Source organism: Nostoc sp. (genome assembly GCF_036919675.1).
GTDB lineage: Bacteria > Cyanobacteriota > Cyanobacteriia > Cyanobacteriales > Nostocaceae > Nostoc.
Map to the genome: position 1 here is coordinate 18,266 of NZ_JBALCP010000100.1, position 26,483 is coordinate 44,748.

General features: G+C 42.3%; 24 protein-coding genes and 2 pseudogenes. 9 read left to right on the forward strand and 17 right to left on the reverse strand.

The genetic code is table 11. From position 1 onward, the window contains the following. Positions 1-274: 274 nt before the first annotated feature. From V7K49_RS21390 to petN, 3 genes are all read right to left on the reverse strand, one after another. A complete protein-coding gene (locus V7K49_RS21390; protein WP_335207336.1) occupies positions 275-3,415 on the reverse strand; it encodes a GAF domain-containing sensor histidine kinase in 3,141 nt (1,046 codons plus the stop codon). Between the two features lie 155 nt (positions 3,416-3,570). Beyond that, entirely contained in the window at positions 3,571-3,735 is a 165-nt protein-coding gene (locus tag V7K49_RS21395) for a hypothetical protein (protein WP_298909391.1), read from the reverse strand. A 4-nt stretch (positions 3,736-3,739) separates the two neighbouring features. Then, positions 3,740-3,829 (reverse strand): cytochrome b6-f complex subunit PetN, encoded by a 90-nt coding sequence (gene petN / locus V7K49_RS21400; RefSeq protein ID WP_012408302.1) that lies wholly within the window; start codon positions 3,827-3,829, stop codon positions 3,740-3,742. 279 nt (positions 3,830-4,108) lie between these two features. Here petN and V7K49_RS21405 point away from each other — a divergent pair, with 279 nt between their 5' ends. Together V7K49_RS21405 and V7K49_RS21410 are read left to right on the forward strand one after the other, a co-directional pair. After that, the gene (locus V7K49_RS21405; protein WP_335207338.1) at positions 4,109-5,995 is read left to right on the forward strand and encodes an ATP-binding protein; all 1,887 of its coding nucleotides are present in this window, start codon (positions 4,109-4,111) and stop codon (positions 5,993-5,995) included. 30 nt (positions 5,996-6,025) lie between these two features. Beyond that, positions 6,026-7,288 carry a sensor histidine kinase gene (locus V7K49_RS21410; RefSeq protein WP_334864460.1) on the forward strand — a complete coding sequence of 421 codons (1,263 nt, stop codon included), beginning with the start codon at positions 6,026-6,028 and terminating at the stop codon, positions 7,286-7,288. 135 nt (positions 7,289-7,423) lie between these two features. On the opposite strand, the gene V7K49_RS21415 is transcribed toward V7K49_RS21410, so the two are convergent. Further along, on the reverse strand, positions 7,424-7,606 hold the full coding sequence (locus V7K49_RS21415) for a hypothetical protein (protein ID WP_334864458.1): 183 nt from the start codon (positions 7,604-7,606) through the stop codon (positions 7,424-7,426). A 349-nt stretch (positions 7,607-7,955) separates the two neighbouring features. Beyond that, positions 7,956-9,170 carry an alpha/beta hydrolase family protein gene (locus V7K49_RS21420; RefSeq protein ID WP_335207339.1) on the reverse strand — a complete coding sequence of 405 codons (1,215 nt, stop codon included), beginning with the start codon at positions 9,168-9,170 and terminating at the stop codon, positions 7,956-7,958. Between the two features lie 255 nt (positions 9,171-9,425). Here V7K49_RS21420 and V7K49_RS34750 point away from each other — a divergent pair, with 255 nt between their 5' ends. Further along, positions 9,426-9,602: a TetR family transcriptional regulator gene (locus V7K49_RS34750; RefSeq protein ID WP_442948686.1), complete on the forward strand. Its 177-nt coding sequence runs from the start codon at positions 9,426-9,428 to the stop codon at positions 9,600-9,602. A gap of 18 nt (positions 9,603-9,620) precedes the next feature. On the opposite strand, the pseudogene V7K49_RS34755 reads toward V7K49_RS34750, so the two are convergent. Beyond that, a pseudogene (locus V7K49_RS34755) lies at positions 9,621-9,863 on the reverse strand (transposase); the annotation flags it as partial. Positions 9,864-9,923: 60 nt separating this feature from the next. Here V7K49_RS34755 and V7K49_RS21430 point away from each other — a divergent pair. Both V7K49_RS21430 and V7K49_RS21435 read left to right on the forward strand, forming a co-directional pair. Beyond that, a pseudogene (locus tag V7K49_RS21430) lies at positions 9,924-10,148 on the forward strand (hypothetical protein); the annotation flags it as partial. Between the two features lie 251 nt (positions 10,149-10,399). After that, a complete protein-coding gene (locus V7K49_RS21435) occupies positions 10,400-10,963 on the forward strand; it encodes a 3'-5' exonuclease (RefSeq protein WP_334871348.1) in 564 nt (187 codons plus the stop codon). A gap of 587 nt (positions 10,964-11,550) precedes the next feature. Here V7K49_RS21435 and V7K49_RS21440 read toward each other — a convergent pair. Next, positions 11,551-11,940, reverse strand: coding sequence for a hypothetical protein (locus tag V7K49_RS21440; protein ID WP_335207342.1), 390 nt, complete (start codon positions 11,938-11,940; stop codon positions 11,551-11,553). A 784-nt stretch (positions 11,941-12,724) separates the two neighbouring features. Between V7K49_RS21440 and V7K49_RS21445 the strand changes: the two genes are divergently transcribed. Further along, positions 12,725-13,504: a superoxide dismutase gene (locus V7K49_RS21445; protein ID WP_335207344.1), complete on the forward strand. Its 780-nt coding sequence runs from the start codon at positions 12,725-12,727 to the stop codon at positions 13,502-13,504. A gap of 129 nt (positions 13,505-13,633) precedes the next feature. Here V7K49_RS21445 and V7K49_RS21450 read toward each other — a convergent pair whose 3' ends face one another. Together V7K49_RS21450 and V7K49_RS21455 are read right to left on the reverse strand one after the other, a co-directional pair. After that, positions 13,634-14,938: a hypothetical protein gene (locus V7K49_RS21450; RefSeq protein ID WP_334871346.1), complete on the reverse strand. Its 1,305-nt coding sequence runs from the start codon at positions 14,936-14,938 to the stop codon at positions 13,634-13,636. 236 nt (positions 14,939-15,174) lie between these two features. Further along, positions 15,175-15,816 (reverse strand): hypothetical protein, encoded by a 642-nt coding sequence (locus V7K49_RS21455; RefSeq protein ID WP_335207345.1) that lies wholly within the window; start codon positions 15,814-15,816, stop codon positions 15,175-15,177. 1,158 nt (positions 15,817-16,974) lie between these two features. Between V7K49_RS21455 and V7K49_RS21460 the strand changes: the two genes are divergently transcribed. Next, on the forward strand, positions 16,975-17,157 hold the full coding sequence (locus V7K49_RS21460; RefSeq protein WP_334871344.1) for a hypothetical protein: 183 nt from the start codon (positions 16,975-16,977) through the stop codon (positions 17,155-17,157). A gap of 64 nt (positions 17,158-17,221) precedes the next feature. On the opposite strand, the gene V7K49_RS21465 is transcribed toward V7K49_RS21460, so the two are convergent. From V7K49_RS21465 to V7K49_RS21480, 4 genes are all read right to left on the reverse strand, one after another. Beyond that, positions 17,222-17,887, reverse strand: coding sequence for an aldo/keto reductase (locus V7K49_RS21465; protein ID WP_335207346.1), 666 nt, complete (start codon positions 17,885-17,887; stop codon positions 17,222-17,224). A gap of 438 nt (positions 17,888-18,325) precedes the next feature. Then, a complete protein-coding gene (locus V7K49_RS21470) occupies positions 18,326-19,207 on the reverse strand; it encodes an SDR family oxidoreductase (protein ID WP_335207347.1) in 882 nt (293 codons plus the stop codon). A 123-nt stretch (positions 19,208-19,330) separates the two neighbouring features. Beyond that, the gene (locus V7K49_RS21475) at positions 19,331-19,603 is read right to left on the reverse strand and encodes a helix-turn-helix domain-containing protein (RefSeq protein WP_335207348.1); all 273 of its coding nucleotides are present in this window, start codon (positions 19,601-19,603) and stop codon (positions 19,331-19,333) included. 17 nt (positions 19,604-19,620) lie between these two features. Further along, positions 19,621-20,247: an AraC family ligand binding domain-containing protein gene (locus V7K49_RS21480; RefSeq protein WP_335207349.1), complete on the reverse strand. Its 627-nt coding sequence runs from the start codon at positions 20,245-20,247 to the stop codon at positions 19,621-19,623. A gap of 794 nt (positions 20,248-21,041) precedes the next feature. Here V7K49_RS21480 and V7K49_RS21485 point away from each other — a divergent pair. After that, complete coding sequence (locus V7K49_RS21485) at positions 21,042-21,344, forward strand: hypothetical protein (protein WP_334723219.1); 303 nt, start codon at positions 21,042-21,044, stop codon at positions 21,342-21,344. Between the two features lie 104 nt (positions 21,345-21,448). Further along, entirely contained in the window at positions 21,449-21,922 is a 474-nt protein-coding gene (locus V7K49_RS21490) for a hypothetical protein (RefSeq protein WP_334723220.1), read from the forward strand. Between the two features lie 57 nt (positions 21,923-21,979). On the opposite strand, the gene V7K49_RS21495 is transcribed toward V7K49_RS21490, so the two are convergent. The 4 genes from V7K49_RS21495 to V7K49_RS21510 all read right to left on the reverse strand — a co-directional run bounded on the left by V7K49_RS21495 (position 21,980) and on the right by V7K49_RS21510 (position 26,453). Continuing rightward, the gene (locus V7K49_RS21495; protein ID WP_442942293.1) at positions 21,980-22,156 is read right to left on the reverse strand and encodes a hypothetical protein; all 177 of its coding nucleotides are present in this window, start codon (positions 22,154-22,156) and stop codon (positions 21,980-21,982) included. Positions 22,157-22,420: 264 nt separating this feature from the next. Further along, positions 22,421-25,474: a UPF0182 family protein gene (locus V7K49_RS21500; RefSeq protein ID WP_335207350.1), complete on the reverse strand. Its 3,054-nt coding sequence runs from the start codon at positions 25,472-25,474 to the stop codon at positions 22,421-22,423. Between the two features lie 305 nt (positions 25,475-25,779). Next, entirely contained in the window at positions 25,780-26,028 is a 249-nt protein-coding gene (locus V7K49_RS21505) for a DUF1902 domain-containing protein (protein ID WP_335207398.1), read from the reverse strand. A gap of 149 nt (positions 26,029-26,177) precedes the next feature. Beyond that, a complete protein-coding gene (locus V7K49_RS21510; protein ID WP_335207351.1) occupies positions 26,178-26,453 on the reverse strand; it encodes a hypothetical protein in 276 nt (91 codons plus the stop codon). Between the last annotated feature and the right edge of the window lie 30 nt (positions 26,454-26,483).

Here is a 26,483-nt window from a genome sequence, read left to right on the forward strand (position 1 = left end):
TTCCCTCATTCTTAGGTAAGACTTACGCACTATATAAATCTATAATTATGTATATTAATAGGAATCAAATCTTTCCGACCTTTAGTGAAAGCCCAACAACAAGTAGTATTCACTTTTTCTGTAAGCTTTCCTACAGAGTAGCCGTTCTCGAAGCTAGGGGCTGACTGTAGCATAGGTGTAAAAGTGCTAATAAATATTTCTACCTTCGAGCGAAATATAAAAAATTATCATCGTCTGACAGTGCTGTGTTGGGCTTGGAGTTTTTCTAGCTAACTCACCGTTTGCTCGGAATTTGGATACAGAACTCAGAGCCGTTACCAGGTTCGGAAACATACTTGATATTACCACCGTGTTTTTCTACAATAATTTGGTAGCTAATAGATAACCCCAAACCAGTACCTTGTCCAGGTTGTTTGGTGGTAAAGAAAGGTTCAAAAATGCGCGATCGCATATTCTCTGAAATCCCACAACCATTGTCAGCAATCCAAATAAGAATAGTATTCTCTTCTATCACTTCTGTACGAATCAAAATTTTAGGATTGTCAATTATTTTTCCACTAGTTGCTGAGTTTTCCAGTGTATCGATCGCATTGTTGAGAATATTCATAAACACCTGATTTATCTGGGCTGCATAGCAGATTACTGGGGGCAATTCACCATATTGCTTAATTACCTCAATAGCAAAAGAATTAGTCGGTGATTGCAGTCGATGTTGTAGAATTAGCAAAGTACTGTCAATGCCTTCATGAAGGTCAACGGGCTTCATTCCTGCTTCGTTAAGTCGAGAAAAACTTCGTAACGACAAGACTAATTGAGAGATCCGCTCTGCCCCCATCTTCATTGAAGTCAAAATTTTGGGCAAGTCATCACTAATGAAATCTAAATCCAGTGCTATTGCTTGCTTTTGGATTTCTCCTGTTGCCTTAGGATACTGTTTCTGATAGAGGCGCAGTAATTTCAATAAATCTTCGGTATGTTCAGTAACATAAGTGATGTTGCCGTAAATGAAACTAATCGGATTGTTAATTTCATGTGATACACCAGCAACTAACTGCCCTAAGCCTGCCATTTTCTCACTTTGAATTAACTGGCTCTGAGTGTGCTGTAATTCTTTAAGAGTCTGGGTGAGTTCTTCTTTTTGACGTTGAGTTTGTTCGAGTAATTCCGCTTGCTGAAGTCCTACCCCTAACTGAGTACCAATCTGCATCAGCAAATCTACCTCATCTTCTTGCCAATCACGGGGTTTGATATTTTGATAAGCTGCTAGTAATCCCCAAAGTTTCTCACCCTGAAAAATCGGCACACTCATATATGCCCTAGCCTCCATTAGCTCGATTAGGGCAATATAAGGAATAGAATAATCGCTGGTGTAAATATCCTTAATAACAAGAGTTTTACCATTAGTAAAATCTCCGCTTTGGGTTTCTTGCAGGTAATTACCTGCGGCAGCTACGCCCGTCGTAGACATCGCAGGTACAATTTCCCTTACTGGTGTCCAACCTTGGGCTAAAGACTCAGCAACAAATTCGCCACTCCAATCAAGCCCGAATCGATAGATTGTCACTCGGTCAACTTCCAATAGCCGTCGGACTTCTTCTGTACTGGTGGCAAAGATGGTGTCAATTTCAAGAGACTGGCGAATTTTCTCCACCGTTGCGGCTAAGGCTTTCTCCCTTGCAGCTGCTTTCCGTTCTCGTTCGGCGGCTTTAGCTAGTTGTTGGGCTTGCACCTGCAACTGTTTCAATGACTCAGCTTGCTGTAATGCTACCCCCAATTGGACGCCAACTTGTGCTAGTAAATTGATTTCCTCATCTTGCCAATAACGGGGCTGGGAGTTTTGATAAGCTACTAGCAATCCCCACAGCTTTTCGCCCTGAGAAATGGGCACAAAAATTTCATTACGTGCATACTTACCCGCTTGCTTTCCTTGCACAAGAACGCGTTCCGTCACAGGCTGCGGCTTAACCATTGGCGTCCAGCCATCAACAATGGAATCAGCCACAAATTCACCACTCCAATCAGGATAGAAACGATAAATTGCTACTCGTTCCACTTCTAATAGCCGTCGAACTTCTTGAGTTGTGGTTTTAAATATGGCTTCAATTTCTAGAGACTGACGAATTTTTTCTACGGTGTTCGCCAACGCCCTTTGCCTTTCAGCAGCTTTACTGATCTGTGCTGCTTGGATATGCATTTGTTGGATAAATTCCGCTTGCTGTAAAGCCACACCTAGTTGGGTGCTAACTTGGGTAAGCAAGTAAACCTCATCTTTTTGCCAATCACGGCTTCCAGCGTTCTGGTACACTGCTAGCAAGCCCCAGAGCTTCTGACCGTGGTAAATGGCAATGATCACATAAGCTTTTGCTTGATAAATCTCTAAAATTTTAATGTAGCAGTCGCTAAAGCCTGAATTGTAAATATCATTACAAATCCGGTAAACTTCACAGCTGCTAAAGCTACCACCTTCGGTATCTTGTAAATAGGTATCAGCGACTGGGGGTTTAGCTAAATCTTTGGTGCTACATTCGCTGATGTTTTCATTCAATTCCGGCCGTTGCAACTGCTCATGCATCAGGGAGATCCAACCCTCTGCCACTGATTCAAACACGAATTCACCACTCCAATCGGGATTGAAGCGATAAATAGCCACGCGGTCAGCATTTAGCAGCTGCCTAAGTTCTACGGTGCTTGTGCGGAAAATGTTTTCCAAGTCTAGGAATTGACGAATTTTCTCAATGGTTATGGCTATGGTTTTCTGCCATTGAGCTGCTTTTTCTCTGGCTTTTGCCTGTGCTAGTTGTGCCGATTGTAGTTTTACTTGTTCTAGGTAATCTGCTTGCTGCAAGCCAACTCCCAGATGTTCGGCGATTAATTGCACAAACTCAATTTCTGATGCTTCCCATTCGTGAGGACTACTACACTGATCAATACACAGCAATCCCCATAATTCTTTACCTTTCATCAAGGGGGCAGCTATATTGGCACGTACCTGCAATCTTTCTAGCATCTGGACGTGACAATCACTGACACTAGCTTGATATATATCAGCCATTGCTTTAATCCGACCTTGCTGATATAACCCTGCAAACTCCGCAGCAAAACAGTGATCGTGCAGTTTGGTTGCTAGTGCCGAACCCCATTCTGCTCCCACATCTTCATAGATAAATTCCCCTTCCCATCCCAAATCGGGATAAAAACGAAACACACTAACCCGATCGGTTTTCAGAAGCTGACGTACTTCAGTGACTGTAATTTTGAAGATGGCGTCTATGTCTAGAGACTCGCGAATGCGGGCAATAACTCCAGACAAGGTTTTTTGTTGCTCATTCTGACGCAGGGAGAATGTCATATCTGAATGAGATTCTTGCTGTTCTGAATTTGGTTCTATGGGTTGAGTAGTAGAGGAGTTTTCCATTCCCAGTGGGACTTTAAATATTGAAAGTCTTCTATCTTATGATTCCCCTAGCGATCGCAAAGGTAACAGTTATTTCCTTTAAATGCCATAAAAAACAGTGTAGGGACACGATATTATCGTGTCCCTACAAAAACCATTTTTCAACCACGAGAAAATTATCGCCGCTTGGGAGTGGCGCTGCGGCTGGTGCGTTTTTCTTCATCTCGGCGACGGCGATCGCGCCAATCTGCCAGGGTCAAATAACCAATACCACCAGTGACTACTACGAGCAGCACTACAGCAAATAAAGCCAAAATACTCAAGAATGGACTTTCCACCATGCCTCTACAGTCCGTTACGTCCCCACACTACCATTGCAATTGACCAAGTGAACACAACTAACAGTGATACCCAACCTAGTGTCAAAATCTCCATAGTCCCAGTTTTCAAATAATTACAAAAGGTTTCTAATATTTATCATACAGGGATTGGGCAGGCTGAGATTTTTTTATCAATGACATTGTAAGTTTTGCGGGCGATGTCTACGACGGGCATAGCTGCCTCAAACCAGACACCATCTTTTCTTGATACGCTAGTACTTTACGTAAATAATAAAAACTAATATAAAAAAATAGCGATCGCGCTTTTCCACTTGATGGTTTGGGAATACTAGGGTTATGGGTATATATTTCAAATCCAGCAACCTCTAGTATTATGCCGACATTTTTCAACTATCCTTTCCACTCTAACGGTTTTATTCCCCACGGACATTGTTATCTCTGGCAAACTGGATTAGTTTGGCTCCATATTATTTCTGATGCCACGATCGCTCTTGCCTATTATTCTATTCCCTTCTTACTAATTTACTTTATTTCCAAGCGCAAAGACGTTCCTTTCAATGGAGTCTTTTTGTTATTTGGTGCTTTTATCATTGTCTGCGGTACTGGACACTTGATGGAAATTTGGACGCTTTGGCATCCAGACTATTGGATTGCAGGTGTTTTAAAAGCTTTAACTGCCATTATTTCAATATATACGGCATTTGCGTTATTTTTTCTCATGCCTCAAGCTCTGACACTACCCAGCCCAGCCCAGTTAGAAGCTATCAATCGAGTGCTTTCAACTGAAATTGTCGAGCGTAAGCGCATCGAGAAACAACTACGCTTTGCAGAAGAAGTCGCTCAAAACTCCAGCCAAGCCAAGAGTGAATTTCTCGCCAATATGAGTCATGAACTACGCACACCGCTCAACGGTATCCTGGGCTTTACACAAATCCTCCAACGCACAGAATCTTTGACTGAGAAAGGACGCAAAGGAGTTGGCATTATTTATCAATGTGGTTCCCATTTACTAACTCTAATTAATGATGTTCTGGATCTCTCCAAGATAGAAGCCCGCAAACTAGAATTGCATCCTGTTGATTTCTACTTGCCTGCCTTTATAGATAGCGTGACTGAAATTTGCCGCATCCGGGCAGAACAAAAGGTGATCGCATTTCACATCGAACTCGATCCTGATTTGCCAACGGGCATTCATGCTGATGAAAAACGCTTGCGGCAAGTACTGATTAACTTGCTTGGTAATGCCATTAAATTTACTCATCAAGGCAGTGTCACTTTCAAAGTTCAGGTGATTGGCCAAGAATCAAATGCCAATGGACAGACTAACTACAAAATTCGCTTTCAAGTAATAGATACCGGCACGGGCATAAGCCCTGAACAAGCCGAGAAAATCTTCCAGCCCTTTGAGCAAGTGGGAAATCAAAAACAACAATCTGAAGGTACAGGCTTGGGATTAGCAATCAGCCAAAAAATTGTTTTGTTGATTGGTGGTCAAATTCAGGTGGAAAGTGAATTTGGCAAAGGGAGCACTTTTTGGTTTGAGGCAAAATTGCCAGAATCTAAAGACTGGGCAAAGATTTCCAGAGTGGTTGAGCAGGGAACCATTATTGGTTATCAAGGACAAAGGCGCACCATTTTGATTGCGGATGACAGATGGGAAAACCGATCAGTAATTGTAAATTTACTAGAGCCAGTTGGGTTTACTGTTGTAGAAGCTAGTCAGGGCGAGGAAGGATGGGAACAGGCTCTCGCCCACAAACCAGACTTGATTATCACTGACTTAGTGATGCCTATATTGGATGGATTTGAGTTGATAAATCGTTTGCGTGAGTCTGAGCAATTTAAAGAGATTGCGATCATCGCTTCGTCAGCAAGTGTGTTTGCAATCGACCAGCACAAGAGTATTGATGTAGGTGCAGATGTATTTCTACCAAAGCCTGTAGAAGCGGAAACGCTTCTGGAAATGCTACGACAATTTTTGCAACTAGAATGGATTTTTGACGGTAAGGTAGACGCAATTAAAAAAACCTATACAGGTAGTTTGGATCAACCCAATGAGATGATTTCTCCTGCAAAAGAGGTTTTACAACAGTTACTCGAACTAGCACAAGACGGGGACATTCAAAGTATTTTAGAAATAACTCAGCAACTTTCTGTAGCTGATGAGCAGTTAAGCATTTTTGCCCAGCAAATCGTCCAGCTTGCTAGTAATTTCCAACTAAAACGTTTAGAAACTTTTATTCAACAATATCTCAATTAATTGGAGTAAAATTTAACTTTTAAATCCATCATGAACAAAACCCAAAATAACGGATTTATTTTGATTGTGGATGATAATCCGACAAATTTATCTGTCCTGTGTGAAGCGCTCAATAGTGAGGGTTTTCGTTTCCGTGTTGCAGTCGATGGAGAAAGTGCGATCGCTCAAGCTGAACGCAATCAACCAGAGTTAATTTTGCTGGATGTACAAATGCCTGGTATTGACGGATTTGAAACTTGTTGTCGCCTCAAAGCTAATCCTGTTACCCAAAATATCCCAATTATTTTCACCACTGCCTTAGCGGATACAGAGAGTAAAACGAAGGGATTTTCCCTTGGTGCAGTAGACTATATCCCTAAACCGTTTGCACAAGAGGAAGTCATTTCTAGAGTGCGCGTGCATTTACAACTCAAACAATTGACTGAATCTTTAGAACAACAAGTCAGCGATCGCACCAAGGCTTTGCAAAAAGCCCAAGTCAAGCTGGTGCAGCAAGAAAAGCTATCAACACTTGGAGAATTAATCGCTGGTATTGGACATGAAATTAACAACCCCATCAACTTTATTTCCAGCAATATTTTACCCTTGCAAGGACACATTGCAGCAGTAACTGAGTTGCTCCTACTGTATGAACAAGAGTATCCAAACCCAACAGCCAAAATTACTACTGCTATTGAGGACTTGGATCTAAACTTCGTTCTCGAAGATATGGCAAAAATCTTGAACTCACTCCAATTAGGAAGTGAACGAATTCGGAACATTTCTAATTCACTTCGCAACTTCTGTCGCTCGGATAGGGATACCAAAATATCTGCTGATTTGCACCAAGGACTAGATAGTACGCTAATGATTTTGCAACACCGCTTCAAGGCTAATGGTGCTCGTCCCCGCATTGAAGTTATTAAAAATTATGGAGTATTACCAGAGGTAAAGTGCTATATTGGGCTGATGAATCAAGTATTTATGAACATTCTGGCAAATGCAGTTGATGCTGTTGATGAAGCTATAACACAAGGCAAAATGAGTAATCTAATTCCTCAGATTAAAATTGCAACAGAAATAGATTTTGAAGAATTGGTTGTAATTCGGATTGCTGACAATGGGATTGGTATTCCTGAACGACTTAAAAAACGCTTGTTTGAACCGTTGTTTACCACAAAACCCGTTGGTAAAGGTACTGGACTTGGCTTGGCGATCGCCTATGAAATAGTTGTAGAGAAACACGAAGGTGTATTAGATGTGAATTCTCAACCAGATATGGGAACCGAGTTTATCATCAAAATTCCCACATGAGAGCAGTATTTAATTAATTGCAAAACTGCTTTAGCATTTATCATACTGAAGACTGGAGAAAAATTTTCCCAATACTTCGGCAACGCTCAGTACAAGTAGCCAATCCCTAATTTCTATATAGAACCCATTTGACATCTAACAAGAGGATGCAAGTCTCTTAACCATCAGACGGATAAAACAAAGATTAACCTTGGCAGCCGCATTAGCTAGAGTTCTCTCAAAGTTTTTGACGAGAATTTTGCATCTTTCCATCCAAGAAGAGTGACCGCTCAATGACCCACCTTGCTGCAACCGGAATAAACCGACAGCAATTCTCATAATGAGAATTGTTATCATTACTTGAAGAGTAAAACTAACTGATGGAACCAGGGTGTCCGCATTATGTCAATAAGTAAAGTATATTCTCAATAGATTGAGAAATAATGTCATTAACCCTTGCTTATTGCTAAAGTTTTAGGCGATTGCTTTGGGACTTAAAAAATAATCAAACACGAAAGGAAAGATTTTTTCTTTGCTTCTTAACCTTCGTTGTGATCAAGAGTAATTTAGATGCGTTTGCCCTGGCCCGCTTAGGGCGTTTAAATGAACTTTAAAAGGTTGAAATGCGCTCTAGTAAAGCATTTCAATGGCTACTTTGGATCTGGTGACAGCTTCGCTATATTTGCCCCTAGACCTTCCGGCCGTTCCGTAGCTTCAGTGTTTCGTCCAGCCAGTTGAAGACAACTTCGTCTTTGTGAGCCAGGGCGCCAGACTGGCAGTGGTTCTCGGCGCCATCCTCGCTGGTGAAGTGAACGAGTTGCTTTGGAGACTGCAGCGCGTTGAAGATTTGCTGCGGCTGGCCGCGGAAAAACATGTCCGCCTCGGCTTCCATAACGAGGCAGGGGCACTGAATCTGTCCAGCGATGCCATCCATCGTGTACTGCTTCGTTTCCGTCAAAAACTCGGAAAGGCTTGGAACCCCGAATGACCAAAGGCCTTGTGTCACAGCCCAGCGCAGACCCGTGTTGTTCTGCATGGCTTTGTGGGTGATCTCCTCGAATTGCGCCGAGTTACCCTCATCCAGAGCCGCGATCGCCTCCTTCGGCAACATCTTCTGTAGTGACTCATGCAGGTCCCATACACCGTCAAAGAAGATGGCTGCACAAAATCGATGCTCGAACGCGACGGCGCGAGCAGCGAAGTAGCCGCCCAGACTCATGCCCATGAGCGCTAGATGATCGCCGTCTATGTCCGGCCTGGTGAAAGCGTAGTCCACAACAGGCGTCACCACCTTCTCCCAGTCATACCGGAAGGGGATCCCCTGTTCGCGCATCGGTGCACCCTGTCCAGGTCCGTCAAAGGTCAGACAGTTATATCCGCGGCGTATTGCTGCGGCAGCACCGAAATAGAAGAGCTCCTCGATGCTCGAGTCATAGCCACCGTGAAAGATAAGGGTGGGACGCGGCTTGCCGGAGTCGTCCACTTTGTAGAAATACCCGGGTAACGTGGTTCCTTCGTAGGGAATCTCGATCGGCTCCCAGGTTGGGCCGGCGATCCTTGCAGCCTCAGCATAGGCCTTCTGCGAAGCTCTGGATTCCAAAAGAATGCGAGGATCTTTGGCATTGCCATGCAGATAGAATTCGGCTGTCCGAAAGTACGTGGATGCGCGCAAGTATCCTTCGCGTGCGGTCTCTAAGTGACCAGCTGCCAGGCTGGATTCGGCCCTCGACAAAATCCGGCGCCCCAGCTTGTCCCATTCTGTGAACCAGCTCTCGAAGTCACCTTCCTTGATCCGCTCGGCGGTAGCCATCATCTCGCCTAGGTCGGCACCGCCATAGTACATAAAACCCAAATTGCGCACAAACTCAAACGCAAACGATTCATCCTTGAATGTGACCTTCATCTTCGACTCCTGTTTGTGTCACTCTCTCGTGGAGCAAACCATTGCCTTTCACTCGCATGAAAGACTCTGAGTTGCCCTATGGACTAGATTGTACAGTACACATTCCAGGATGCAACTCTGTGCGCAGATCAAATGATGGAAAGGAACACCTTCGTTATGCGTAGAGCTGCCCGGCCGATGCCGATGCCCAAAAGACATCTCCAGAAATTAGGTTTTCACCTAGACAGGATAAGGATTTGAGATTCTTTTTCGGAGATGTCTAAAGAGCCCACGAAGCGACAGGCGATCCTGAGAGCCGCCGCGCGTACATTTCTAGCAAGAGGCTATGAGGGCACGAGCATGGAGCTGGTGGCAGCTGAGTCCGGTGCTGGGAGACAAACTGTGTCGTCCACTGCGGTTTTTTTTTACCTGTTCACGCACTTTTCCATGTAAGACACTCATCAGTTCCTCAAATACTCCAGCCGCTCGCCACTGTTTGTAGTACCAATAAACGGTGGAATAAGGGGGGAAGTCCTTGGGTAAGTCTTGCCAATTACACCCATTTTTCAGTTGATAGAGAATTGCATTGAATATCTCTCGCAATGTCGGGTTGGTCGGTCTAGTCTGCTTCTTAGTCGCTAATATCTTAAGCAATAGGGGTTCAAAAATTTCCCATTCTCCATCAGTGAGGTTGCTGGAATATGCCATTAGCATTGGATTTTAGATGCTGAGGAGTACCTTAATTCAAAACCTCATAAGATGTCAAATGGGTTCTATATCATTCGCTCTGATAAAAATCCTCAACTCAAAGCAGGTGGTGTACTGGCGTTTGGCTTGGTGCGGGGATTAACTCAGATAGAAATTGGGTGGAATTATGATAGCACAATTTTGCCTTTTTTGGTGTTGGCTTTTGAAAGTGTATTGTGGTTTGGAATAGCTGCGATCGCTCTTAATATCGCTATTCAACTCCGTTGGGTTAAACCTTTTTCATCAATCTAAATTCCCTTTCCCTAAGTTATTGTTTAGTGAAGTAGAGAAAATGACCATAAAATTTGTCTTTTCAGTATAGTAGGAGCGCACAAATGTACTTCCCTACAGGAGGTTGTGGTTCAAATAGATGAAAAAAGCTATAAATCTTGTAATTTTGTAGCATAAATGTTACAATTAAGTTGCAAATACTAATTATGTGAGTTTTCAAAAAATACGTGTAAATAATTATTGATATTAATTCCTAATATCTATTACTTAATATGAAAACGAAAATATCCCACTATTATCTAATAGTCGATTTGGAGGCTACGTGCTGTGACAATAGGACTATTCCTCATCACGAAATGGAAATCATCGAAATTGGTGCGGTGATGCTTAATCGAGCAACATGGGAAATTGATTCCGAGTTTCAGCAATTCATTCAACCCGTGAGACATCCACAACTGACAGGTTTTTGCACCGAATTGACTAGTATTCGACAGCAAGATGTTGACGAAGCACCAAAATTTATAGAGGCAATTTCTCGCTTCAAAGAATGGATTTATTCATTTACCAATCATATTTTTTGTTCTTGGGGTAATTACGACAAAAAGCAATTTATTCAAGATTGCGCGTTTCATAATTTCCCTTATCCTTTTATTTCAGAACACATAAATATCAAAGAGGAATTTTCAGAATATCTTGGCGTGTCTAAAAAATTTGGCATGGCACAAGCTCTCAATGAGTTGGGGATAGAATTGAAAGGCACACACCATCGTGGCATTGATGATGCCCGCAACATTGCAGCTATCTACAGACAGATTAAAACCAAAAAACTAAGCTGAATAATGGAAAATTTACCCGAAATTGTTTGTAGAGAAGCGAAATTGCACTTAGAGACGCTCCGCGAAGGCGTCTCTACATCTTTTCGGGAGATGTCTAATATTTTTTAATTGGAAATCCTAAAGATAGACGCAGCGATACCTTCTGGTGCGTCCGCTACGCGTAGCTTGCTTCCCCATAGGGGTACGGTAAGTTTTCCTACGGAACGCTGCGCGAACGCTAACGCAGCCCCGAACTAGACTACAAGTGTAATCCTAATATGGTAGGAAGTTGGTATTTCTGCTTAAGCCAATTTCCCAAAAAGCCTCCTGGCTATTCCTACCCTATGCTCTCTGGGACCCTTTCATTACTTATAGCGGTTATCGATTGGATGAGAACACCAAAGTCCTTGCTGTCAAATCATTTCAGCAAAACTTTTGTATTTCACTCAACTGCACACCGCTATATCTCACTTGGTTATTAACTCACTCTAATTTTTTTCAGTAACAGCATTTATAGACAAAAACTGCTTTATCAAAAGAAGGAATATATGCAAGGTTTTCGCTTAGGTTCTATTTTAAGGTTTGAAATCCGAATAGACTTGTCTTGCCTAGCCAAAGGGATTTTTTGAGGAAAATTTTTTTTTCCTGGGTGAGTATTCAGAACAATTTATCGCTTCTTCCGTGAGAACAATAGAAGGGTTGACTGCACATTTTAAATAATGATTATTGGAATAAAAACGACAGTTTTTACAGGGAGCTTTGTGTAAACTGTTGATGGAAAAAACCATTTTTTCATCGAAAAATACCCGGAGTTTTTGCAATATTAATAAAAAACCTATCCAACCAATTAGAAAGCCAACAGGAGACAAAAATATCGCTAGTTCAGAGATAGTTAATTCATGCGTTTGTGCTTGATCCTTTTTTGCTTCATTCAGGATTACTTGATGTAAATTACTATTGGCTGCTACATTTTTTTGCCAGTTTTGATCATCATACATATTATTTACCTTTTGCTATATGTCTTTACTGCCTTGATTTTTGAGAGATGGGTAACTAACTAGTCATTTGGAAAAAGATCCGATCTATTACTCTATTAGGTTGACAAGACTTTTTTTTTGGAATATATAAACATTTTTTTACAAATAAAATTTAGCATCAATTTAGTAATAATACTTGATTTTACATTAACCGTGAAAATTTAAAAATCGCCCCTATTAGAGATATAAATAGCAAAGAAGATAGGAAATTAAGGATATTTATGGATTACGTCTGTTTATCTGTAGTTTAATTAAATAAAAATCACTACACAGTTGTCAGGATCTCAAATTTTCATGTTGACAAGATTTTAATTACAGGTTTAGCAAAATAAAACTTCAGCTATATCTATCAAGGGTTTTGCTTGTAATTTTAAGTTATATACCCAAGGGAAGAAATTAGATAATGGACTGATAGCTAGATATTTGTATGTTACAATGTCTTAAGAGATATTCTTAAAAGTTTCCAGACATAAAAGCTATGTCACTTTTAAGTTATATTTATTATAAAAGTTTTAAATGTAATTATTTTTTTGCATCTAATAGAGGTTTTTCCCTGAAGATGGGGCTTTTGGAGTGCGTTAAGTAGCCCCATGCATTGGCAGTGATTAATTTTATTCTTTTGAGTATTTTCGCTCTAATTACTTGACAACTAAGGTAAGATATATATTTGGCTTGATTGAGCTGTAAAACAACAGTACATGATCAGATTACAAGCCAAATGATATTGATTTTGAGGCTACAAGTTATGATCAGGTTTTGGCGAGAAACCATAGTTTTTTTCTTCACAACAATTGTGCTGACAATTCTGGTAATTTCTTATAAACCAGTACTAATAGCTGAGGCACAATCTTCTACACCAACACCAACGGTTGCTAGGTCATTTTCCTCTGTAGCTTATCCTAATAGGGCACTAAGTGCTTTCCCCGCACAGCTACCACCATTGCCTTATGCTTATGGGGCACTAGGAAAAGCTATTGATGCTGAAACAATGAAATTGCATCATGACGCGCACCATGCTAGCTACGTCAAGAACTTAAATGATGCATTGAAGCAGTATCCAGATTTGCAAAAAAGAAGTGTTGAAGCTTTACTATTGGATTTGAACAGCGTACCTGAAGATATTCGGAGAAAGGTACGTAATAACGGTGGTGGTCACCTGAACCACACGATTTTTTGGCAACTTATGAGTCCCGATGGTGGTGGACAACCATCAGGAGCGATCGCTCAAGAAATTAACCAAACTTTTGGCAGTTTTGATGCTTTTAAAAAACAGTTTAACGCAGCGGGTACTGGTCGCTTCGGTAGTGGTTGGGTTTGGCTAGTACGCAATCCTCAAAATCAACTCCAGATCGTGACTACAGCAAATCAGGATAACCCGATTACGGACGGTTTTTATCCGATTATGGGTAATGATCTATGGGAGCACGCTTATTACCTGAAATATCGCAACCGTCGGGCTGAGTATTTGACTAATTGGTGGAATGTGGTGAATTGGCCGCAGATTAACAGGCGATACCTTCGGTAAGCTTTGCTAACGCAACTTTTATCACAACAGCCTCGTTAGCAATACTATCAAGAACATTAAACCGCTCATAGAAATCTGTACAAAGCTACCTGTAGAGGTAGCTTTGTTTGAGGTGGGGTATAAATCCCCTTATGTAACATAATTACGGATTTTTAAAGAGCGGTGTTTGTAACGGACTATGCATAGTAGAACAATTAGCAATACAAGCGCTTTGATCATTGATGGCTCCACTACCTTCTTCACTTCCGTAGGGGTTTTAGGAGTAACATTACATGGAACCTCAATGATCTGTGTGTGATCAGAACCATTACCACTGGGAGTCAGATCACATTCGCCTTTGCTCGTGAGAGACAAAGGTGTAGGTGTATTTCCTGAAGAAACAGATGCTTGATCTGAAGAACTATCCCCATTTAGTAGTAGAAGCAGAATTAAAGCAAGACCCCCGATTCCGATTATTGGCCAGAGTGGAAAGGAATCAGAACTGTCTTGTACTAAAACATCTCCCATAGCGTCAGGGAAAGTATCGAGTCCCATAGCTTCTCCCTCCAACGCTAGTGGATTGTCACTCAGTAAAATATCTCCTGGGACATCTTCTCCCAAGAGCTGATTCAATTCTTGTGGAATCGCGTTATTGGGGCGTCCGAGTTCCCCACCATCTTCGGAGTATGGAAAGGATAGTACTTCAAAAATCCTCTGTTGGAGTTGGTTCTGATCTCCAGAACTCAATGCATCTAAGCCTGTTGAAATTTTATTTAAATAGAAATTCGTCATCTCTGGCGACAGACCTAGAGACTGAATCTGCTCCTTAATGTTGGAAATTTTTGAGGCCTCCTCAAACAGCAGTCGTCCGTATGAGAATTTCAAGTCTAGTAATCCATTACGGAGGCTGACCGAGTTATTGATTCCTGAGTCTGGTGACCAGTAGAACTGCTTGGTTACAAGTCCAAGTCCTTCTACTGGGTTGCGACCAACAGGTTGTCCAAGAAGGTATTGAGAGCTATCCATGATTGCGGGGGATTGGTTTCTCCAAAATGAGGCGTAAGGCACCGCAGAGAGATTAGGATTGTTACCGTAAAAGCTAGCGAAATTCTGAAAGTTTTTCTCCCCACCTGCTGCTCGGATCAGGAGGTTTTGATAGCTAGTCCCGCCGTTTAACTCCACTAATCGTTGGATTACTGATCCAGTTTTATTGCAGGTCAGACCAAATCCCACATCACATCCAGGAATGACTCGCATCTGGCTCAAATTCTGGTTATTGATTTGGTACTGGAGATACTCAGACTCCAGTCCTTGTTGGATACCATAGCGTCCAATATTGAGCTGTGCAAAAGCAGACTGACATGTAGTGAGTACTACTGCAACAGATGAGAATGCGATGGTCGCGAAGCGAACCGTCTTCAGCATCGCAATTCTTTGAACAATTGATTTAGGCAAGATGCACCTCCACTAAATGACAGCAATTTCATTGGTTGTTCACGTCCCTCTTTCAGTCCGTGAGAAGTCGATATTAATAGCTCCGGAAATTCAACAGGTCGCAGCAATACCGCAGACTCATCGAGTCTGTGAACAGCGTTCCTATCTTTGGTAACTAGGGATTGGAGATTGGGAGAAAATTTTTTCCGAGTTGGGTGAGGTTTGAATCCCCATCTATACCCATTTCACTCCCCAGTTCAACTCTTAGGTAAAGAAATATTGATCGTGATTCCGGTACCTTTGAGATTTCCTGATGAGAGTGTGTGATATAAGACCAATGCCCGGTTTGGTTGATCGAAAAGAAACCCACGACGTGTGGGTTTGATCTTCCCTTGCTTTACTAAGGAAACGAAGGCTTCTAAATACCTACGTATACCTTGATGGTTCTCTTGAGTAGTATTCATATGACGCTCAATCAGCATCATAAAGAAGTTCAAGCTACGATTTTCCTGCCCCTGAATCAGACTGCCCTCATCTAGGAAAGAACTTGCTATGAGCCTGCCATCAACTTGTTTAACCTTAAACAGAGTAAAGTAACGCCCTTCTTTTTTAGGATCGTTCGCATAACAGACCCAGGAACCCTCTTGATTCTGTGTAAAACCCTGTTCAGCAAGGTAAGAAAGCAAGGAATTACTAGCTTTGGTTTGTGGTGGAGGTAATAAATCCTCAATGGGATCTAAAGAGCAAATCCTCTGCGTTGTTTTCCGTTGAGAAACAGCAGGAGCCTCCTGGGTATAGACAGGCAGGGGTTTGTTATCAGACATTGCCATACTAGACATCGCAGTAAACGCAGATATTTGGAAAACGATCGCTCCAAATAAACGAACAATGATATTCATATTTTTCCTGTTACTCTTTTACGTTGTTAATAATCGAGTTGTTACTAAATCAGAATTGCTCTAGCAGTCCTAAATCATTTGCTGAATTTAAGGTTTGCCTCATTTGGTCGAGGGTAGCTTAAGTTTTCACCAATCAAATAGGACTTTTATATATAGGTAACTAAGCACAAAGAGAATAAATATCTAAAGAAAACACACAATATTAATGTCTTATTTACAAGAAAAATTGGGCTTTTTGAGATTTTTACATATACAAAAAACAATTGACATTGTGTCAAAAATTTTCTATTTATTCTTGTTAATTTTTTGCCATTCTTAAGAGGCTTTGATGCCTTCTTAGCTGGCTATCATGATTCCTAAAAAAGGGCTTTGTTAGCTATTTAGTGGCTTACATAAGCAGATTTTCAAAAGCTCCGTGCTTTGTAATTTGGCGCTTTTGTTGGTTTCCTGGGTGGATTGAATAATTTTTTATTTTCTGGAGGTAGCACACCTAACTAGCTGTTTCAGCATGGTTGTAACTTGATGTATAAAATAATATCTCCCGATAGTAAAATAATATTACCATGAGCTTGAGACATGCAACACTATTGTGGACAGTTGTCAAAGTTGTACACCGTGAATTCTAACCATCTCTTCATTAAATTTCATGGCAAATAGCTGAAAGTAAAAATCAATTTACTTATACATCGCTAGTGTTTAAAAATTTAGTACTCTTGTTCTTACTTAAGGAGTATACTGTATTACATAGAACTTATTATTAATAATTATACGGATAAATAATATATTCTTATTGCTGGATAAGCCTGATTGTCTGAACTTTAAGCTACAAGCGATCGCATCAAACAAAGTTAAATTAGATTACTAAGTATAAAATTTACGATTTAGCCAGATGTTGTTGCTACAGACTTTATAAGCGTCTAAGGTTCAGATTCCCGACTTGTCCAAGTGTTCTGCATAAATGATTAAGTAGGGCTATATATTGTCACGACGAAAGAGGATGTCCTCAAATTTGCTCTGTAGATAGAGAAATATCCTGAGCAAAGCTGGTATCTTTATAAATATTAGTAGTAACAATTTTGACTAAAATTAAGAGATTAACTTGGTATTTTTACAAGTCTTGGCAGAATGAATCTGGAATTTTTTAATAGGATTCCTTTGATGCCTTTAGTATTACTCTTATTGGCTTACGCTCTCTTGGGATGGTATCTTGCTGCTAATCATATTATTTGGTTAGTGGAAGCTTTTGTTGCTGCTATGAGTATTGGCATAATCACCACGATTTATCTGCTGATCACGACTGTAGGGGCATACATCTGTACACCCCTACTCATTTATCTGTAGCCACTCGTGAGAGGTTAAGGTAATTCCACTTTTGTCAAGATGGGTGCAGCAAAAGTGGACAAATTCAGCTTGGAGATTGAAAAGCTCCTGTTAAAAATCCTCGTCCTAGCGGTGAGTAGGCGACTAAACTCGTTCCCAATTCTCGACACACGGGCAATACATCGGTTTCAGGCTCTCGCGTCCATAGACTGTATTCAGTTTGCAGCATGGCAATGGGATGCACCTGAGCCGCTCGACGCAGGGTTTCGGCAGATACTTCTGAGAGTCCGGCGTAGCGCACTTTACCCTCTTGAATCAGGTCTTTGATCGCGCTAACCGTGTCCTCGATCGGCACATTCGGATCGACTCTGGCGGGATAGTACAGATCAATGTAGTCCACACCCAAACGCTGTAGGCTATAGGCTAGAAAGTTTTGCACAGCAACCGGACGATTATCGTAGCCGATAAAATTACCTTTGTGATCGCGCAATGCGCCAAACTTCACTGCAATCAATACTTTGTCACGGGGAATCCCTTTAATTACTTCTCGAATCAGCAATTCATTGTGCCCCATACCATAAAAGTCACCTGTGTCGAGAAAGTTAATGCCAAGGTTGATCGCAGCTCGAATCGTTGCGATACTTTCAGCATCATCGCTTTGTCCATCGCCGTAAAGGTCAGACATCCCCATACAGCCTAATCCTAATGCTGAGACTTGTGTGTCTGTTGTTCCAAGTTTGCGGTATTCCATGATTTGGTTCCTTTGATTGATTAACGAGCGACTCATCTTGATTGCTGCCAATAACGATTGCTTTCGAGAAGCTTAGTTATAGTGATTTCAGTTCATCATTCATTGCACGATTCTTCCGACTCAGACGCTTGAGTTTTGGCAATGCGATCAGCATGACCGCTACAGCAACAAGTGCCTGGATTTAACCCGTCCAATAGGGAGCAGATGGACTCACCGCTATAACCCCTATAACTTGTGCGATCGCCATGACAGCAGCAATACTTGTTTGAACGAACTTTGGGGGTTTAAGTCCCCTGCTTCTATCAAGCAGCGCGTTTTGTGTCGGGGTCTAAATCCCCGTTACAAAACGTAATTGCGAATTGGTTTAATCCGCCCTTGGATGTCGGCACTCATACTTTTCGACATTGCTCCAGTACAAACTCCCTAAATTGAATAGGATTAACGACCGACGTAACCACCATTGATAAAGATCGTTTGACCATTTACCCAGCGAGACTGCGGTGAAGCCAGAAATTCAACCAATGGCACAATGTCATCGATCGTGCCTAAGCGTCCTACCAGTCGGGTAGCCGCCGCGAGTCCTTCTGGTCGTTCCGAGTCGCGAAGAAACGAAGTATCAACGGGTCCAGGTCCGATCGTATTAACAGTAATGTTCCGCTTCCAGTCGATTTCTTTTGCCAGGGCGCGAGTCACATGCTCCATTGCTGCCTTGCTTGCTCCATAGGTCGAATAGTTGGGAATGTTGGCAGCTAAAAGAGAAGAACCAAAGTTAATGATTCGTCCATTGTCTTGAATCCGTCGAATGGCTTCTTGCATGATAAAAAATGTCCCTTTGGCATTGATGCCTGCGGCGCGATCGTATTCTGCTTCCGTCACCTGCGCCAATGGCTTTTTCACCATTATTCCTGCCGTGTGAACCAAGATATCGAGTCGTCCAAACGTTTTGGTCGTTTCATCAAATAGCCGTTTAATGTTGGCAACTTGAGAGAGATCTCCAGGAACGAGAAGTGTCCGTGTTCCCTGTTGCTGCACTAAACGAGCCGTTTCTTCAGCTTGATCGCGCGTGGCTTCGCGATGATAATGTACGACCACATCTGCACCGTTCCGAGCGAGTGCAACCGCAACCCCCCTACCAAGATTGTTTCTCGCACCCGTGACGATCGCAACTTTGCCTGTGAGTTCTCGGTCTGTGGGGGTTGCTGGAGCCGGAGCGGTTCGACGTGGCGTTGGAGTTTGTGCATTGGCTTGTGTAGCTGCGATTGCACTAGTAACACTGGTCGCTGCGATCGCGCCCAAGAAATTACGACGATTAGCGTTCATAATTACCTTCTAGAGTTAGCTTTGATTGGGTTTCCTTGATTTCAATTAAGCCAAACTCAACCGACAAAGAACATGCACATTTTCTAGATAGGCTTGTTTATTTTTAAGTTAGAGAAAATCCAATCATAAGTTTTGCAAACTTTGTCGAAAGCTCAAAGGTGACAATTTAGTGTGTTTTTTGAAGAATCGGGAGAAGTGGGCTGCGTCCTTGAATCCCAAGCGAAAAGCAATTTCTTGTACCGATTCCGACGAGCGCGCCAACATTGCCTTCGACTCAGCGATCGTCTTCTCGGCAATCCAACTGTTTACTGATTTACCTGTTTTGTATTTAATTACTGTACTGAAATAACTGGGATGTAAATATTGTGCCTGGGCATAGTCCTGCACTTGGTTCATGCGATCGCACTTACCAGCTAGCAGATGCGAAAGTGCCCTTCCAGATTTCGCTTGAACGTAAGTGTGATGTCAGAACTGGTTGAAGCTTCAATCAATGGATCATACGCCTTCCAAAACCGTTCTTTAATCTTGAGCAGTAGCACCACGGTTAAACACCCAATCACTTTGTACTTATAAGTTGAATCCGACTGATACTCTTGCAAAAGCTGACCGCCTAAGTCATCAAAGATTTGAAAAATTTCGCGATCAGGATAACTCGGTGGCGCAACTTCAGCAATCAGAAATGGAAACTCATCTAAAATATTCTCATGCACATATTGTTTAAGGAATGATTCTGAAAAGGTGATAATATATCCCTGTAATGTTTCATCAATCTCGAATCCCTTCACATGTCCCGGATTTGTAAAATAAATGATGTTATCCCGAATCAGATAGGATTGGTCGTCAATGATGTAGCGACCTCGCCCTTTGCGAAGGATTAAAACGAAGTAGTAGCTAGTCCGATATAGTGGAGACTTGATCGGAACCTCTGTATAAAGTTCCTCATTCCGATGAATTGTAAAATCAACATCTTGCTCTAGCTTGCCACCGAAGGAGGCATAAAGTTCGGACATCGAATTGTAGGTTTTAATCGCGTCACTCATTCGTATTTGGTATAAATGACTAACATAACGCTCTTTATCTTGAGCTTATGCAATTATACCGGCAACTGGTCACGTCCTTATGAAGAGGCAGGCTACACCATCAGTCGTATTGACGGGGTTTTTGTAGCAATCGTGCAGAAACTTACCCTAAGGCTGAAAAAGTTACCAGTAAAGAGTTTCAGCCCATGCTTTTGCCGCACCCTTATCAGAGCGCAAAAGACGCATCCCACCATTATTTAAAGACTCAGGCAAATGAAAGTGGTAGCGCCCTAACATACCCCTCTTCTGTCACTCTCCGAAAACATTTGTCATTTCTGAATTCCAGAGCTTTTATACAGGAAGCGTAGGCGTAGCCCGCCGCAGGCATCGCCAGATTTTTTCCTAATAACAAATACAAGACCCATTTTTTTCTAATAGTATAGCTTGTATTGATTGCCTCATGAGGCTTCTAGCGATCGCCCTCCCGGAAAATGACAGAAGAGGGTTAATCAGCTTTGCAGAGGGTCTTGAAGGCCCAGGCTGTAGCCTGTAGGTACTAAATGCCCCGCAGGACTTCTATCCCGAATATGATCTAGCCATTATAGTTATACAGGATGCCTCTGCTAACTAGTACCGCAACTCTTGGAGACGCTACGCGTAGCTTGCTTCTCCAAAGAAGTACGTAAAAGTAAACTTAAAATTCTCAAATACCGGATAACTGATACACTATATTATAAGAGGTATCTGAAGTGTCATACTTAGTAATATCACCAGATAGTCTTTGCATAATTAACACGTTTTAACGTGTATAAACCATGAAAATTACTTCAGATTTAATTCCAGAATTTGAAAAACTATTCCGAGAAAAATTACAACTAAATAATTGTAAACTCAGAAAGAAAAGACAAGAGAATAATTATGAAATTATTACTCCAGCTAAAGACATTTTTTTGATGTATTGGTCTGAATTCCCAGAAGTTAACTTAATATATCAAGCTGTAGGGGTACGCACTCAGCAGACTGGAGTTTATGAGCGAGCTATCCGCTCCCACATTAATTTTTGTGTAAGTAGTATCAAGGATAATCCTAGCTCTGAATTACCATTATTGGTGAAATAACTAATACTTAGATAACACAGAAAATATTTACTAAACTCTCGCCAGTTTTTATTACATAACTGACGAGAGTTTCTCACCGAAAATCTGTTGATCAAGAGATAAAAATGCAATCTGAAAAAAATCAAGATCAAGATCAGCTAGATTATAAAACCTTGTTAGCCAATGCAAAGCAAGCCTTAAAACTTGAATACCATAAATCAGCTGCTTTAGCGTCCCAACTACAAGCCATAAAAACTCAGTTAGAGCAAGTTCAGGCTGAAAATAAAACCCTGAGGGAGAGTGCTTATGAAGATGTAATTAAGCACTTTGAGGCGCGGACTCAAGCAGCGGAAGCACTAGCACTAAAAACAGAAGTGCGCCAAAGATTCCTTGAAGCCAATGGTTGCAAGGATGATCAGAGCTTCGATACTCTATGGGACAGCATTAAGAATAAGATTCAGATCAAAGACGGTGAAGTGAGAATCGTTGCTCAAAATGGTACTCCTAAGTTTACCTTAACGGGCAGTATGATGACTTTGAGGGATTTTATTCAATCCCTCAAACAAGACCCAATCTCTGGAAAATTTTTCTTGAACTAGAGAGCCAAATTAATCAAAATCTTTTGCTAAAAGCGGACTAAGGATTCTAGCACAAAGCTATTCATCTTCGTCTCCTGCTGGTCGTTCGCTCTCGCTTTGTTGGGCGTTCCACTCCAAAACAATGCGTTCCAACATCTCAGGCTGCGTACAGTTATTAACATCGGCGTACATTTGAATCAACTGCCTCACTTTAGGACTAATGTGGCGAATCTCTAGTTGGTTACTTTGTACCATGTCTATTAACTTTTAGTGTCTATTACATATGTTGAACCATTAAACTATGTCTGTTGTAATAAATTTTGTTAATAGCGATGTCACTCGACTTGCCCGGAAGCAACGGAAGTCTCCAGCTTTGCGCTGTGCGTCTTTGCTCACCGTCGCCTGCTATGTAATTATTTAGTATTTAGATCACTGACCAGAAAGAAAAAGCTACAAGCCCACTTCGGCTCCCTTCGACGCCGCTCAGGGCAAGCCGCTCAGTGCATCGCCTAAATTTATTTATGGGGTTCTTAGTTTTGACTTTTGACTTTTGACTTTTGACTTCCCCAAAGGGGCTGCTTCCTCTACTGGACGGATAATCGCAGGGGCTGGTGTAACTTCTGGTTTAAAAATTCCCTGCAATGCTTGTTCTAATGTTTGTGCCATGACAATCCGGTTTTCGTAAGCCACGACTACCCGCACCAAAGTCGGCAGACTGTTCTGTCTGGCTTCTAGATAGATTGGCTCGACATATAGCAGCGATTGCTCAATGGGAATTACTAGTAGATTGCCTTGAATGGCTCTCGACCCCTGGCGATTCCACAAAGAAATTTGCTGGGAAATTACTGGGTCTTGGTTAATCCGCGCCTCGATTTGCTCTGGCCCGTAAACCAGGCGTTCCTTAGGAAAGGCATATAGCACCAGCCTACCGTAGTTCTTGCCATCCGATCGCGCTGCTAACCAAGCGATTAAATTAGTCCGTTGTTTGGGAGTATAGGGTAGCAGCAGGATAAATTCTTCTCTACGAGAGGCTGCACCAACAAAGGTTACGTTGGGTAGACTAGTAATCAAATAGTACGGCTCTACTGGACGGGGTTCACTGCCATAGATTTCGTTGGGAATTTGCCACTGGTCTTCCCGATTGTAAAATACCTGGGGGTCGGTCATGTGGTAGGTCATCAACCGCTCAGATTGAATTTTGAAAAAGTCCACCGGATACCGGGTATGACTGCGGAGATTGACTGGCATTGTACTGAGCGGTTTGAACATTTTGGGAAATATCCCTGACCAAGTGGCAATGATCGGATCGCTTGGATCGGCAATGTAAAACTTAACAGTGCCGTGATAAGCATCAATCACTACTTTGATAGAATTGCGAATGTAATTGATCCCATCGTTACCTGTGTCTGAGTAAGGATAGCGATCGCTCGTCGTGTAGGCGTCAACAATCCAGTAAAGATAACTGGGATTACTTGGGAAATCTTGATTAGCAGTAGCAGCTACTAAATAGGGGTCGCTGTCAAATTTCAAAAAGGGGGCGATCGCTTCAATTCTTTGCTTGACATTTCGTCGAAGTAGCACTTTTGTATCTGGCAAAAAGTCCCGCGTCAGCACCATCTGCCAATCTTTCAAATACATCGCAAATAGCCAGCGTCGCCATGCTGAACCGATTTCAACGCCACCCAGACCATCGTAATAGTTGTAAACATTGTCGCTACCACTAGGGTAGTCTAGCTCTCTAACTCTTGTGCCAGTCATCACATAAGTATTAGTAATCTCGCCGTAATAAATCCGGGGTTGACCAATGGGAATACTGTCACGAATGGCTTGATTGGAAGTTGTGAGGGCGCTACTATCACCGCTAATATCTTTGACAAAATATTCTGGAAGCCCACCTGGCCCAACTGTATTAACTGGGTTAATAGTAAACCCAAAACCGTGGGTATAAATTAAACGGCGGTTAACCCATGTTTGAGCCTCCTGTGGTACAGCACTGTAGTCTAATTCTCGTGCAGCAATCAGTACCTGCTGCCGTTCTGCTGGTTCAACTGGTTCTGGTAGCTTTTGGGAGGCTGATGGTTGGCTGACATCGGTTTTGAGAATGTAGCGGTCAATATCGGCATCGGGGAACCGATAGTAGGGCCGAATTTGTTGCAGCTGACGGTTGGTTTCTAACAGTGGTCGCTCATCCCACAGGCGAATATTGCGAATTGTCAAGTCATTCTTTTGAATATCAGCTTCAGTCAATGTTCCTTGCGGGTTGAAGGTTCTAGCATCGATCGCTTCTAAATCGAATGCTTGGCGAGTTAAGGCGATAGTCCGCTGAATGTAGGGTTGCTCTCGTTGCAACTCATTAGGTTGGACAATTAAATATTGCACCACAGTCGGGAGAACAACGTCAGCTGCTACAACTAGAACTAGATAAACCCCTAACCCGTAAAATACTAAGGGACGATACTGAGATTTAGGTTTCCAGAAAAACGTTCGCCAAAGGAGGTAAAAGGCGATCGCTACTGCCAGGATGCACAAGATGGTGTAAGCTGGCAACTGGGCTGTCACATCCGTATAGCTGGCACCATAACTGACTCCCCGGGTAGAATACACCAGTTCATAGCGACTTTGCCAATAACTCAGAGCCACTACCAGCATTAATAAGCCACCCATACCGGATAAATGACGCTGCTGCTGGGGCGAAAAACCAGGGAAAATTCCCTGACTCAAACTGTCCCCTGACAGGAGATAAGTGAGAGTAACGGCGACGAAGCCATACAAACATAATCCCATCAGCCAGAGTTCTAGCAGTTCCCAAAAGGGTAACGAAAATATGTAAAAGCTGATATCTTGACCAAATAAAGGCTCAGTGCTGTTGAAAAGGGTGGGGTGAAAATATTGCAGCACCTTTGGCCAGTGTTGGAAGAGGATGAAGGCAAAAATGGGACTGAACAAAACTGCGATCGCTCTTAGTAAAAATTGGGGATAAATTAAGATTGCGATCGCTACTCCCACAATTAAACCGAGATACCAGACTTGAGAGATAATTTGCCTCAGGAGTTGCCAGATTATCTCTGGTCGAAATAGGGCGGGAATGGGTAGACTAGCGTTATTAACTGGAGAATGCCAGTAGAAAAGAGCAATTTTACTATAGTGAGCCAGGATCAACCCGATCAACAAGCTCAGTACCAGAGTTAGGGGTAATAACCAGCGCAATCTCAATATTTGAAAGGGTTGTGGCGCAAGTGTCCGGGTTTGGTTGCGTCTTGGATAATCAGGACTGAGAAAATTTGTTAATTCACTGCCCAGTTCTGCTTGCTTACGCCTGACTTCCTCAATCTTCAAAGACTGGGGATATTTTAGCCGTTGTGCTAGAGCCAGATTTAGCAGTAAATAGGCAGCAGTTATCCCAGCCACCACTACCCACAAAACACCACGAGTCACCACCCTTAGCAGAAATACTTGGAGATAGCCGACTTCCTGAAACCAAAAAATCTCTGCTCCCAGGCGGGAACCCAGATCCAAGAGTAGCCACAGCCCCAAGAATACAATTAATAGTCTAAAGCTCCATTTCCAATACATTGATATGTAATTTTACCCCCCTAAAAGGCTTTGGGAAGTCCAGCTTGTTTCAAAACTCCGTTGGCGGTATGGCGTGATTTGATGGTTCCGTATAACAAACCGACGATCTATGATTGGACTGTACCAAATTTTATGATCTCCTTTGCCTTGCTGTTCAAAGTAGCACTCAACTTCTGAAAGCATCTTTTCAACTCAGGAGTAAACGACGCACCCATCTATGAAGCCACCTTACAGCAGTTTTCTATGTATTTGAACCACATCTGTCGTAGGGGCGCAAGGCCTTGCGCCCCTACCGCGTGGTCTATTTACCTGAAAATAGCTGTAATCAACTCTTGTCGATGGCTGGTTAACTCAAAGGTGATAGAACCCACATAGTCAGCAGGGACAATTTTGTTGAGAATGATCAGTTCTGAAATTATTTCTCGCAGCTTTTGTGTCAAAACCTCAATCGTAGAAGCTTCTGTTACCAATCCAGGTACGTCATCACTAGTTGCTACCCAAACTTCTGCGTCTGAATCCCAAAATGGTTCAACCTTAAATGTGATTTGTGCCATCATCGAGTGCTTACAACGTAGTTCCAGTTTAGAATATTCCAGTTTTCAGGGTAAGCGTGGGCAAAATAATTCTTAAGTTGACACGAATGGGCAGTGCCGTGCCTCTACGCGTATACCTTATGTAAACGAGAACCACTATAAATATCTTTTTAGTAAGTAAATCCAACATCAGAACTCGGACGTTCGTACTCGGAACTCGGACGTTCGTATTCGGAACTCGGACGTTCGTATTCGGAACTCGGACGTTGGTGCTCGGAACTCGGAAGTTCATGTTCAGAACTCGGAACTTCGCGCTCAGAACTCGGAACTTCGCGCTCAGAACTCGGAACTTCGCGCTCAGAACTCGGAACTTCGTGTTCGGAACTCGGAATTTCGTGCTCAGAACTTGGATCGCATCTTTTTTTTAACAAGCGATCGCCTTTCACTCTACATTTAAACTCAAGATTACAGCAGCA